Origin of the sequence: Variovorax sp. Varisp41, assembly GCF_047325085.1 — a bacterium.
Taxonomy (GTDB): domain Bacteria; phylum Pseudomonadota; class Gammaproteobacteria; order Burkholderiales; family Burkholderiaceae_C; genus Variovorax.
The window spans coordinates 6,343,130-6,355,597 of record NZ_CP168540.1 but is presented as its reverse complement, the minus strand read 5'-3'; the positions used below and the strand labels follow the sequence as shown (position 1 = coordinate 6,355,597).

Here is a 12,468-nt window from a genome sequence, read left to right as displayed (position 1 = left end):
CGGGCCATGGGCCCCGGGGGGAGCCAGGGCTAGGCGGCGTTCTCTATCTCTTCGATCAGCCGCGTCTCGACCAGCACGGCGAGCTCGCGGATGGTGGGCGCCTTGAAGAAGGCGGCGGGATGCAGTTCGACCTCGTAGGCCTTGCGGGCACGCGCGAGGATCTGGATCGCGAGCAGCGAATCGCCGCCGAGCTCGAACAGGTTGTCGTCGACGCCGACGCCGGCGATGCCCAGCATCTCCTGCCAGAGGCCGGCGAGGCCCTGCTCGAGGTCGCCGTCGGGCGCGGCGTAGGCGGTGGAGAGCGCGGGACGCGGATGGCTGCGGCGCTTCTTCCGTACCGCCGGGCCGGTCTCGACCAGCGCCAGCATGCCGTTGTCGAGCTGGCCCAGGCGCTGCGCGAGGTCGGTGGTGGAGATCGCGACCTGCGCGAAGGCCGGGCCGTTGACGATGCGCTCGAGCGCGCGCGCGCCCTCGGGGCCGTCCATGCCGATGCCCTCGGGCAGCACGCGGCCCGCGGCCATGCCGAGGTCGCGCCAGGCGTCCCAGTTGACCGAGACCACCGGGTACGGCGCGCTGCGCTGCCACAGCGCCGCCAGCGCATCGAGGCAGGCGTTCGCGGCAGCGTAGTCGCTCATGCCGAGGCCGCCGGCCATGCTGGAGATGGACGAGCACAGCAGCACGAAGTCGAGCGGCTCGTCGCGCAGCGCCTCGAGCAGGCAGCGCGTGCCGCGCAGCTTGGGCGCGAACACCGCGTCGACGCGGGCGCGCGTGCGCTGGCCGATCATGCCGCTGTCGGCATGGCCGGCCGCGTGGATCACGCCATGCACCGCGCCGAAGCGCTCGCGCGCCTGCGCGGCGACCGCGCGCATCTGCGCGGCATCGGCCACGTCGGCCGACAGCACCAGCACCTCGGAACCCAGGGCTTCCAGTTCGAGCAGCTGGCGCAGCTTCGCGCGCAGGGCCGGCGGCTGCGCGTCGTCGCCGGCCAGGCCTTCCCATTCGGCGCGCGCGGGCACCGGCGAGCGGCCCAGCAGCACGAGGCGCGCCTGCCACGAGGCAGCCAGGTGGCGTGCGACCGCGAGCCCCACGCCGCCGAGGCCGCCGGTGACGAGGTAGACCCCGCCTTGGCGGAAGCGCTGGATCGGCGTGCCCGATGCCGCCGGCAATGGCTCGTAGCCGCGGACCCAGCGGTGCGGGCCGCGCAGCGCGATCCGCGTCTCGTCGGTGCCCGCATGCGCGCCCGCCGCCAGCTGCGCGAACAGCCGCGCCTGCGCGCCGCTGCCCGCGGCCGGCAGCACCACGTCGGCCACGCGCGCATCGATGTGCGGGTATTCCTGGCCGATCACCTTGCAGAGGCTGAAGACGGTGGCCTTCTCGGGGCACAGCAGTTCATCGCCCGCGACGTCCTCGGACTGGGTGAGCACCGCCTGCAGCGACAGCCGACGCTCGCCGCCCGCGGCGACGGCCTCGAGCGCCTGCGCCAGCGCGAACAGGCTGAAGAAGCCGCGCTCGAGCGCGGTCTCGGCAGCCGCATCGGCAGCGACGGGCGCGTCGGCATCGATACCACCCAGGTGATGGATGCGCGCGACCGGCCCGAAGGCCGACCGCACCTTGCGCAGCACGGCCTCGTGGTCGGCGCGCTCGCCGGCGCGCAGCGCGTAGTGGTGCGGCGCATGCTCGGCGAAGGCCTGCGCATGGTCGACGCGCACGACCGCGTGGCCGGGCCAGGCCTGGCGCAGGTGCTCGACGAAGGCACGCTGGAACTCGTCGGCATTGCCGATCACCAGCGTGCAGCCGTCGGCGGGCGCGGCGCCCGCCACGGGCTCGGCCGGGTCGAGGCGCTTCCATGCGGGCACGTGGAACGGGCCGCTGGCGGCGGCGGCCGGTGCATCGGCGGGCGCGGCCTCCTTCCAGTACGACTGGCGCTGGAACGCATAGGTCGGCAGCGGCACGCGGCGCGCGGCGCGGCCGGGATGGCAGGCCTGCCAGTCGATCGGCACGCCGGCGCACCACAGCGCGCCGATCGCGCCGGCCATGTGGCGCTCGTTGTGCAGCCGCTGCTGCGGATGACCCTGGCTCGACACGATGCCGGCGGCCGAGACCGCCAGCGGATGCTGGCGCGCGAGGCCGCTGAGCGTTTCGCCCGGCCCCACTTCGAGCAGCACGCGGCCTGGCGTGCCCAGCAGGTGCGCGAGGCCGTCGGCGAAGCGCACCGTGCCGCGCAGGTGGCGGGCCCAGTAGGCCGGATCGACGGCTTCCTGCGCGGTGATCGGCCGGCCGGTGACGTTGGAAAGGAAGGGAATGCCCGGTGCCTGGCGCGGCACGCCCGCGACCACCTTCTGCAGCGCCTCGACGATGGGATCGGTCAACGCCGAATGCGAGGCGATCGACACCAGCAGCCGGCGCGGCAGCAGGCCGCGCGCGCTCATCCGCGCCTCGGCCGCCTCGATGGCCGCGAGCGGCCCGGCCAGCACGCACAGCTGTTCGCCGTTGATGGCGGCGATGTCGCAGCCGGTGGCCAGGAAGGGCTGCAGTTCGGCTTCGGACAGCGCGATGGCGGTCATGGCTCCGGGCTGCATCGACTGCATCAGGCGGCCGCGCTCGGCCACGATGCGCAGCGCGTCCTCGAGCCGGAACACGCCCGCGAGGCAGGCCGCGACGTACTCGCCGAGGCTGTGGCCCAGCATCAGCGCGGGCCGCACGCCGCGCGCCATCCACAGCCGCGCCATCGCGTACTCGGCGACGAACAGCAGCGGCTGCGTGTACTCGATGCGCGCGAGCCGCGCGTCGGCCTCCGCCTCCGCCTCCGGCGCGGGGTACAGCAGCGCGCGCAGGTCCTCGCCGAGGATGTTCTCGAGCAGCGCGCAGCAGCGGTCGACCTCCTCGCGGAACACCGGATGGTCGCGGTACAGCGCGAGGCCCATGTTGGCGTGCTGCGTGCCGCCGCCCGGGAACAGGAAGACGACCTCGGGCGCCGTCTCGGGCGCGCGCTGCGGCGCATCGAGATCGTCCGCGGCCGCGCGCAGCGACTGCAGCGCGAAGGCTGTGTCGCCCGCCACCACCGCGGCGCGCTGCGCGAAGGCACGGCGGCCGTTCTGCAGGGTCTGCGCGACATCGGCCAGCGATGCCTCGGGATGCGCCTCGAGGTGGTCGGCCAGCAGCGCCGCGGCCTCCCGCAGCGCGGCGGGCGCCTGCGCCGACAGCGGCAGCACCTGCCAGCCGCCCGCGTTCCTTTCGGCGCGAACGGCGGGCGCTTCCTCGAGCACCACGTGCACGTTGGTGCCGCCGATGCCGAACGAGCTCACGCCCGCGCGGCGCGGCACCGGGCCTTCGGGCCAGGGCTTCGACACCGTGTTGACGTAGAACGGGCTGTTCGCGAAGTCGATCCGCGGATTGGGCGCGCGGAAATGCAGGCTCGCGGGCAGCACGCGGTGGCGCAGCGCCTGCGCGGCCTTGATGAGGCCGGCCACGCCGGCGGCCGCGTCGAGGTGGCCGATGTTGGTCTTGACCGAACCGAGGGCGCAGAAGCCGCGCCGCTCGGTGTCGGCGCGGAAGGCCTGGGTCAGCGCGGCGATCTCGATCGGGTCGCCGAGCGTGGTGCCGGTGCCGTGGGTCTCGACATAGCCGATGGTGTCGGCCGACACGCCCGCGATCAATTGCGCCGCGCGTATCACCTCGGCCTGGCCGTCCACGCTGGGCGCGGTGAAGCCGACCTTGGCCGAGCCGTCGTTGTTGGCCGCGCTGCCCTTGATGACCGCATGGATGGTGTCGCCGTCGCGCAGCGCCTCGTCGAGCCGCTTGAGCACGACCACGCCCGCGCCGCTGCCGATCACCGTGCCGGCGGCCTCGGCGTCGAAGGCGCGGCAGTGGCCGTCGGGCGAGAGGATGGCGCCGGCCTGCCAGCGGTAGCCGCCTTCCTGCAGCAGGTCGAGCCATACGCCGCCCGCGAGCGCCATGTCGCAGTCGTGCGCCAGCAGCGCCTGGCAGGCGGTGTGCACCGCCGTCAGCGAGGTCGAGCAGGCGGTCTGCACGCTCACGGCCGGGCCGCGCAGGTCGAGCTTGTAGGCCACGCGCGTGCACAGCGAACCGCCCGAGTTGCCGCTCATCAGGCCCAGCAGGTCGGCGATGCCGCTGTGCGCGCCGAGGCCGAACGAGGGCAGCAGGTTGCGGATCAGGTAGACGTTGGCGCCCTCGCCCGCGTACACGCCGACCTTGCCCTGCCAGCGCTCGGGATCGCAGCCCGCATGCTCGAGCGAGGACCAGGCGCATTCGAGAAAGATGCGCTGCTGCGGATCGAGGGTCTCGGCCTCGCGCGGCGCGTAGCCGAAGAAGGCGGCATCGAACTGGTCGAAGCCCTCGAAGCGCACGCCGGCCTTGACGTAGTCGGGCTCCGCGAGCACCGAATCCGGCACGCCCTGCGCGCGCAGCTCCTCGTCCGAGAAGCGCCGGATCGACTCCACGCCGTCGCGGATGTTGCGCCAGAAGGCATCGACATCGTCGGCGCCGGGAAAGCGCCCGGCCATGCCGACGATGGCGATCTCCAGGCCGGTGGGTTCGCCGGGAACGGCGTCGAAGGACTCGGGCGTGGTCATCAGTGGACTCTTTCTGCCGCCTTGCGGCGTTGAAGCATGGCGGCGCGCTGGCGCAGCGCGCGCTCGTCGATGGCGGCCGACGCGGCGGCGGCCTCGGCACGGCCACCGCCCTGCTCGATGGCGCGCGCCAGCGACTCGACGGTGGGGTGCTTGAACAGCTGGACCAGCGGCAGCTCGATGCGCAGCCGGTCCTGCAGCAGGCGGTGCGCGCGGATCAGCAGCAGCGAATGGCCGCCGAGGTCGAAGAAGTTGTCGTGCTGGCCGACCTGCGGCACCTGCAGCACCTCGGACCAGATGGCCGCGAGCGTGCGCGCCACCTCGCCCTGCGGCGCCTCGTAGGCGCGCGCGCCGGCCAGGCCGTCGGGCTCGGGCAGCGCCTTGCGGTCGACCTTGCCGTTGGCATTGAGCGGCAGCGCATCGAGCACGACGATGGCGCGCGGCACCATGTAGTCGGGCAGCGACCGGCCGAGGCGCTCGCGCAGCGCGGCGGTGTCGACGGGCGCGTCGCCGCGCGGCGAGACGTAGCCGACCAGCGTCGCGCCGGCCGGGCCTTCCTTCGCGACCACCACCGACTCGCGCACCTCGGGCTGGGCCGCGAGCTGGGCCTCGATCTCGCCGAGCTCGATGCGCAGGCCGCGGATCTTGACCTGGTGGTCGATGCGGCCCAGGTACTCGATCTGGCCTTCGGCGTTCCAGCGCACCAGGTCGCCGGTGCGGTAGAGCCGGTCGCCCTGGCCGAAAGGATCGGCCACGAAGCGCTCGGCGCTGAGGCCGGCGCGGTTCAGGTAGCCGCGCGCGAGGTTGACGCCGCCGAGATAGAGCTCGCCGGCCACGCCGCGCGGCACGCGGTTGAGTTCGGCGTCGAGCACCCAGGCCCGGGTGTCGCTGATCGGGCGACCGATCGGCACCAGGCTTTCGCCATCGTCGCGGCAGGTCCACCGCGTGACGTGGATGGTGGTCTCGGTCGGACCGTAGAGGTTCTGCAGCGAGGCACCGGCCAGGCGCCGCAGCGCCTCCTTCTGCGTCTCGGCCGGCATCGCCTCGCCGCCGCAGATGATGTAGCGCAGCCGCGTGCGCGACTCGATGCCCGGATGCGCGAGGAAGGCCTGCAGCATCGAGGGCACGAAGTTCAGCGTCGTGACCTGGTGGCGCTCGATCAGTTGCACCAGCCGTTCGGGATCGCGGTGGTCGCCGGGGTTGGCGACCACGAGCCGCGCGCCGGCCGTCATCGGCCAGAACATCTCCCACACCGACACGTCGAAGCCGAACGGTGCCTTGTGCAGCACCGTGTCGTCGCGCGAAAGACCGTAGACGCGCTGCATCCAGGCCATGCAGCTGTGCAGCGCGCCGTGCCGCACGGCCGCGCCCTTGGGCCTGCCGGTGGAGCCCGAGGTGTAGATCACGTAGGCGAGGTTCTCGCCGTGCAGCGCGACCTCGGGGTCGGATTCGGGCTCGCTGCCGAGATCGAGGCTGTCGATCTCGAGCACCCGGAGCCCGCCGCGCGCGGCGATGCAGTCGCGCGTGGCGCGGTGGGCGAGCAGGAGGTCGATGCCGCTGTCGTCGACCATGTAGGCCAGGCGCTGCGCCGGGTAGTCGGGGTCGAGCGGCAGGTAGGCGCCGCCGGCCTTGAGGATCGCGAGCAGGCCCACGACCAGCTCGACGCTGCGTTCCATCGCGATGCCCACGCGCGCATCGGGCCGCACGCCGAGCGCGACCAGGCGGTGCGCGAGGCGGTTGGCGCGGCGGTTGAGCTCGGCGAAGCTCAGGGCCTCGTCGGCGAACAGCAAGGCGATGGCCGCGGGCTGCTGCCGCGCATGGCGCGCGATGGCGCGGTGCACCGGCTCGGCATCGGGCTCGCGCGTGGCATCGACGCTCCAGCGCGCGATCTCGGCCTGCTCGCTCGCCGCCAGCAGCGCGACATCGCCGACCGCGCGCGCGGCATCGCCCGCCAGGGCCTCGAGCAGCGCGAGGTAGTGGCCGGCCATGCGCTCGATGGTGTCGGCGTCGAACAGCTCCGCCGCGTAGATGAAGTCGAGCCGCGGCGGACCGTCCATGCGCTCGCGCACTTCGAGCACGAGTTCGAACTGGGCCTCGAGGTCGGGCAGCGCATGGTCCTCGGCATCGAGGCCGCCGAGCTGGCGCAGCGCGCCGCGGTCCTCGAGCAGGTGGTTGAACATCACCTGCACCAGCGGGCTGTGGCTCATGCTGCGCTCGGGCTGCAGCAGCTGCACGAGCTGCTCGAACGGCAGGTCCTGGTGCGCCTGCGCGCCGAGCACCGCTTCGCGCGCCTGCGCGAGCACGCCGGCCAGCGGCGTGCGGCCGTCGATGCGGTTGCGCAGCACCAGCGTGTTGACGAACAGGCCGATGATCCGCTCGAACTCGGGCCGGCCGCGGTTGGCGACGGCGGCGCCGACACGGATGTCCTGCTGGCCGGTGTAGCGGTGCAGCAGCGCCTGCAGCCCCGCCAGCAGCACGACGAACAGCGTGGCGCCCTCGGCCTGGGCCAGCGCGCGCAGCGTCGCGAGCAGCGGCGCGGGCAACTCGAAGCCGTGGCGCGCGGCGCGGTAGCTCGCGCGCGGCTGGCGCGGGCGGTCGGTGCGCAGCTCGAGCACCGGGTGCTCGTGGCCCAGCTGCGCGCGCCACCAGGCGGCCTGGCGCTCGGCCTCGCCGGCCGCGAGCCAGTCGCGCTGCCAGGCGGCGTAGTCGGCGTATTGCAGCGCGGGCGCGGCGATGCCGGCCGCGCGGCCCTGCAGGCGCGCGACGTAGCCCGCGGCCAGTTCCTCGAGCAGCACCTGCATCGAGGCGCCGTCGGAGACGATGTGGTGCATCGCGACGACCAGCAACTGGGCCGCGTCGGCGGTGCGCAGCAGCGCGACGCGCAGCAGGCCGCCTTGCGTGAGATCGAAGGGGGTGGCCTTGATGCGGCGCGCTTCCTCGGCCAGCTCGGCCGCGCGCGTTTCGGCGGGCAGCGCGCGCAGGTCGACGATCTCGACGCCGGCTTCGGCGGCCTCCCGGACCCATTGCATCGGCACGCCGTCCGCGCCCGCGCGGAACACGGTACGCAGCGACTCGTGGCGCGCCATCAGGTCGCCGAGCGCGGCGCGCAGCGCATCGGCATCGAGCGCGCCGCGCAGCTGCATCGCACCGCTCATGTGATAGGCCGCGCTTCGGGGATCGAGCTGCCACAGGAACCATTGGCGCTCCTGCGCATGCGAGAGCGGCAGGCCCTGCGCGCGCTGCGCCGCGCCGAGCACGGCGACGGGCGCGGGACGCTCGCGCCGGCCCGTGGCCCGCAGCCGGCCCACGGCGGCCGCGCATTCGCGCAGGCGCGGCTGCTCGAACATCAGCCGCACGGGAAAGTCGATCTCCCAGTGCGAGGCGATACGCGCGGCGGCCTGCGTGGCGCTCAGCGAGTTGCCGCCGCGCGCGAAGAAGTGCGCGTCGCGCGGCAGCGCGGGCGCGTCGGCCTGGCGCAGCACCTCGCGCCAGATCGCATCGAGGACGCGTTCCGTGTCGTCGAGCGCCACTTCAGCGACCGCCTCGGTGGCGGGGCCGCCCTTCACGAAGCGGCCGCGCTCGTGGATCGCATAGGCATCGGCACTGCGATCGAGCCAGCCCGCGCGGCAGGCGCCGCGCTGCAGCTTGCCGCTGGTGGTCTTGGGCATGCCGCCCGGGTTGAGCAGCACCACGGCCGACAGCGGCTCGCCGAACACCTCGCTGACCGCGGCGCTCAGCGCTTCGACCAGCAGCTGCGGCGGCACCAGCTTCTGCATGCTGCGCGAGATCTCGGCGGCCGCGCCGATGCCCTCGCCGTCGGGACCATGGGCCGCGAAGACCGCGACGCGGCCCTTGCGCACCGCCTCGACCTCGGCCTCGATCGCGCGCTCGATGTCCTGCGGATAGATGTTGTGGCCGCGCACGATGATCAGGTCCTTGATGCGGCCCGTGACGTAGAGCTGGCCCTCATGGAAGAAGCCGAGGTCGCCGGTGCGCAGCCAGCGCAGGCCGTCGCGCTCGACGAAGGTCTCGCCCGAGGCGCTTTCGTTGCCCCAGTAGCCGGCGCCGATGCTCGCGCCGGCGATCCAGATCTCGCCGATGGCGCCCTCCTCGAGCACCGCGCGCGTGGCCGGATCGACGATCTCCACGCGGTGCTCGACCGCCACGCCGCCACAGCCGACCAGCACCGTGCCGTCCTCGCCCGGCAGGCTCGGCGTGCCCTGCCCCGCGGCCAGGCCCGCGTTCGAGAAAGCGCGCGCGACCATGCCGTCGCCGCGCCGCCCGCCCGTGACGTAGAGCGTGGCCTCGGCCAGCCCGTAGCAGGGATAGGCCGCGCCGGCATCGAAACCGGCGGCGGCGAAGCGCTCGATGAAGGCAGCCTCGGTGTCGGCGCGCACCGGCTCGGCGCCGGTGTAGGCCACGCGCCAGCTCGACAGGTCGAGCGTGGCGAGCTGCGCGTCCTTCACGCGCTCGAGGCAGAGGCGGAACGCGAAGTCAGGCCCGCCGCTGAGCGTGGCGCGGTGGCGCGAGATCAGCTCGAGCCAGCGCACCGGCCGCTCGAGGAAGTGGCGCGGCGAGGTCAGCACCAGCGGGATGCCGCTGTAGAGCGGCTGCAGCAGGCCGCCGATCAGGCCCATGTCGTGATAGAGCGGCGCCCACGAGACGAACTTGTCGCCGGGCCCGATGCCCATGCCGACCTGGATCGCATGCTCGTTGGCCATCAGGTTGCCGTGCGTGACGATCACGCCCTTGGGTGCCGAGGTCGAGCCCGAGGTGTATTGCAGGAAGGCGATGTCGTCGTCGCCGGGATCGAAGGGCTGCCAGGACTCGGCCAGCGCTGCGTCGACCGCATCGACGGCGAGGATCGCGGCACCGGCGAACTGCGTCGGCGCGGTCTCGGCGATGGCCGCTTCGAGCGCCGCGGTGGTCAGCACGCAGCGCGCGCCGCAGTCGGCGGCCACGCCAGCGAGGCGCGCGAGGTGCTGGGGCCGGGCCGACTCGGGCGGGAAGATCGGCACCGCGATCACGCCCGCGTAGAAGCAGGCCAGCATGGCGATCACGTAGTGCTCGCCGTTGTCGAGCATGACCAGCGCGCGGTCGCCGCGCGACAGGTCGCGCTGCAGCCGCGCGGCCAGCGCGCGCACGCCATGCTCGAACTCGCCGTAGCAGAAGGACTGCTCGCGCGGAACGCCGCCGATTTCGTCGACGACGGTGAGCCAGGTGTGGTCGGCGCGCTGCCGCGCCAGTGCGCGCAGATGGGCCACGAAGTTGCGCGGGCGCGCGGATGCGGATGCCGGCGCCGCTGCCTTGCTTGTCATTTCTCTAGCCTCCAGACGATCGAAAGCGGCATCGCGGCCGCGTGTCATTGGGGTGCATCCCTGCACCGTCGCCGAGCCCACCGCCTCATGTCCTGGCCATCGTCAGACCAGCGAAGGGGCCGCGTGGCGGCCGCCCGGCACGACCGCTCCCGGAGCGAGCCGTCGCGACAAGGCCTCGAGGAACGCGCCTTCGCCATGCCGCAGGAAGAAGTGGCCGCCATCGAACCAGTCGAGCGTGACCGCATGCGTCGCCTCGCACGACCAGGCCTCGACACGCGCCGCGTCGATGTCGTCGTCGCGGCCCGCGAAGACATGGATCGGCAACGGCAGCGGCGGCCGTTCGCGCTGGCCGAAGCTTTCGCAGATGCGGTAGTCGGCGGCGAGCACGTCGAGGGTGATGCGCATCAGCTCCTCGCTCGCGAAGACCTCCTCGGGCGTGCCGCCCTGCCTGCGCAGGTCGGCGATCAGCGCCCGGTCGTCGTTCCTGTCCGCGAAACGATCGGGATCGCGGCACGAAGGCGCCGCGCTGCCGGACACCAGCAGCGCCCGAGGCAAGGCACGCCGCTCGTCATGCAGGCGCCGCGCGATGCCCCAGGCCAGCAACGCGCCCATGCTGTGGCCGAAGAGCGCGAAGCGCCCCTGCAGCGCCGCGGCCTGCTCGGTGCACAGCCGCGCCACGAGCGCATCGAAGTCCTCGACGAAATCCTCGCCCATGCGCGCGCCACGGCCCGGCAGTTCGACGGGCACGATCCGCAGCCATTGCGGCACGAGGCGGCGCCAGCGCAGGTACATGGTGGCGCTCGCGCCGGCACAAGGCAGGCACAGCAGCGCGAGCTCCGGCGTGCCCACGCTCAACCGATCGCGCCTTCGGTGGCCGCGGACCGACCTTCCTGCGCGGCCATCCATTCGCGCAGCGAGCGGGGGCGCATGTCGGTCCAGGTCTGCTCGACATAGGCCAGCACCGTCTTCTTGTCGCCCTTGACGCCGTCGACGGCGGTCCAGCCGCTGGGCACGGCCTTCCAGTGCGGCCAGATGGAATATTGGTCTTCGTGGTTGACCAGGACGATGAAGGTTTCGTCTTCGCGGTCGAAACAGCTGGTAGACATCGAGGCATCCTTGTGCGGTTGAACATGGGAAGCGCCGGCGACCGCCCGTGCGGGCGTCGCGTGGAAGGGCGCTCCTGCTCAACAGGACGCTTCAGCGGGTCATCTGTTCATTTGCACGGGGTCGACGGGCCCCGGATGCGGACGCGCGGGCGAGGCGTTCGCCGCGCGTCGATGCGTCAGTGCTTGCCGGGCGCGTGGCCGGCGTCGTCGTGCGGGATGTCGTCGCCGCCGATGTCGTTGACGGGTGGCACCATGCCCGCGAGCAGCCAGAGGCGGGCCGCCTTGTCGTAGGCGCGGCGGTGGGCCGGGTCGGCCGCCAGCCAGGTCGTCATTTCGTCCCGCGCCGCGTCGTCGAAGGTGTCGCGGTCGTATTCCCGCTGCACCCACGTCCACGCGGCATTCCAGACGGGATCGTCCTTGTCTTGAGTCATGCCAGAAGGTGGTTCGCTTTGTTCTTGCCGGTGCCGGTGGCCCCTTGCTGCCAGCGCAGCAGGCACGAACCATACCAAACCATGCCCATGCCTCGATGCATGGACGGTCTTCGGCCCTCAGTCGGCGTCGAGCAGGTGGGCACAGCCCTTGATCGCGGCCGCGGCATCGGCGATCAACCCGTTGACGAGGCCCAACGCGCAATCGAGCCGCGCCGCGATCTCGCGCTGCGTGAGCCCCTCGAGGCGATAGAGCTCGAAGACCAGCCGCGTGCGCGGCGGCAGCCCGGCCAGCGCGCGATCGATCGCATGCAGGACCTGGCGCTCGCGCATGCGCCGATCGGGCGTCTCGACGTTCGGGATCTCGAGCACTTCCACGTCCACGTCGAAGGTGCGGTAGTTCGCCTCGACGCGGTGGCGCCGGCAGTAGTCGAGCGCCATGTTGCGCACCACCTGGCAGCAGTAGCCGATGGGTTTCTCGGCCAGCCGCACGGACGCGCCGTCGACGATCTTCAGATAGGCGTCCTGCACGACGTCGTCCGCGAGGTCCGGGGTGTTGACGATCTTGCGGGCAACGCGCCACAGCTGTGCTCGATGGGCGATGAAGACTTCTCCGAGCGAGGGCTCGGACAAATGCGATGGCATGTGCAACACCTCTTGAGAGCGGGACGAAGTGGACGACGCGAATCCTGGAGGCTCTGGATTACTACTTTGGTAATCCAAAACAGAATAAGAATCATTCCTATCTATAACCATGTTTCCGGGCACCTCTGAGCTCGCGTTCGGGCGAGAAATCAGGACGAAAAAACTTGGGGGGACTGACGTTGCAGCGGGACCGGAACGATGTTCCGCGAAAGGAACATCAGGCCCGCATTGGCTTGCGCGGTGGCGGGCGATGATAGCCCAGATTGTTTGACAGGCATGCGTCAGGCATTGCATGCCGGCCATTGCGGCACGTCGACAATCCAGCGCCCTGCTTCACGGCATTGCAGCACCGGCGGCCCTCTAGAATTCCGCCCCTCAGCCC

The 12,468-nt window shown here is 72.3% G+C and carries 6 protein-coding genes; all 6 read right to left on the bottom strand.

Features of this window, described 5'->3' with window-relative positions:
- Positions 1-29: 29 nt before the first annotated feature.
- The 6 genes from ACEN9J_RS29540 to ACEN9J_RS29515 all read right to left on the bottom strand — a co-directional run bounded on the left by ACEN9J_RS29540 (position 30) and on the right by ACEN9J_RS29515 (position 12,086).
- On the bottom strand, positions 30-4,592 hold the full coding sequence (locus tag ACEN9J_RS29540) for an SDR family NAD(P)-dependent oxidoreductase (protein ID WP_413762772.1): 4,563 nt from the start codon (positions 4,590-4,592) through the stop codon (positions 30-32).
- Entirely contained in the window at positions 4,592-9,907 is a 5,316-nt protein-coding gene (locus ACEN9J_RS29535) for an amino acid adenylation domain-containing protein (RefSeq protein ID WP_413762771.1), read from the bottom strand. Before ACEN9J_RS29535 ends, ACEN9J_RS29540 begins: the two co-directional genes overlap by 1 nt.
- Positions 9,908-10,009: 102 nt before the next feature.
- Positions 10,010-10,699, bottom strand: a complete 690-nt coding sequence (locus ACEN9J_RS29530; protein WP_413764638.1) for a thioesterase II family protein — start codon at positions 10,697-10,699, stop codon at positions 10,010-10,012.
- Between the two features lie 59 nt (positions 10,700-10,758).
- Complete coding sequence (locus ACEN9J_RS29525; RefSeq protein WP_057596095.1) at positions 10,759-11,013, bottom strand: MbtH family protein; 255 nt, start codon at positions 11,011-11,013, stop codon at positions 10,759-10,761.
- A 176-nt stretch (positions 11,014-11,189) separates the two neighbouring features.
- Positions 11,190-11,444 (bottom strand): isopentenyl transferase family protein, encoded by a 255-nt coding sequence (locus ACEN9J_RS29520; protein WP_261216649.1) that lies wholly within the window; start codon positions 11,442-11,444, stop codon positions 11,190-11,192.
- 117 nt (positions 11,445-11,561) lie between these two features.
- Positions 11,562-12,086, bottom strand: a complete 525-nt coding sequence (locus ACEN9J_RS29515; RefSeq protein ID WP_057596097.1) for a sigma-70 family RNA polymerase sigma factor — start codon at positions 12,084-12,086, stop codon at positions 11,562-11,564.
- Between the last annotated feature and the right edge of the window lie 382 nt (positions 12,087-12,468).

What these genes read in the sequence shown, in the direction of transcription:
- ACEN9J_RS29540 (WP_413762772.1), bottom strand. Translation starts at nt 4,592, where the DNA reads ATGACCACGCCCGAGTCCTTCGACGCCGTTCCCGGCGAACCCACCGGC.
- ACEN9J_RS29535 (WP_413762771.1), bottom strand. Translation starts at nt 9,907, where the DNA reads ATGACAAGCAAGGCAGCGGCGCCGGCATCCGCATCCGCGCGCCCGCGC.
- ACEN9J_RS29530 (WP_413764638.1), bottom strand. Translation starts at nt 10,699, where the DNA reads ATGTACCTGCGCTGGCGCCGCCTCGTGCCGCAATGGCTGCGGATCGTG.
- ACEN9J_RS29525 (WP_057596095.1), bottom strand. Translation starts at nt 11,013, where the DNA reads ATGTCTACCAGCTGTTTCGACCGCGAAGACGAAACCTTCATCGTCCTG.
- ACEN9J_RS29520 (WP_261216649.1), bottom strand. Translation starts at nt 11,444, where the DNA reads ATGACTCAAGACAAGGACGATCCCGTCTGGAATGCCGCGTGGACGTGG.
- ACEN9J_RS29515 (WP_057596097.1), bottom strand. Translation starts at nt 12,086, where the DNA reads ATGCCATCGCATTTGTCCGAGCCCTCGCTCGGAGAAGTCTTCATCGCC.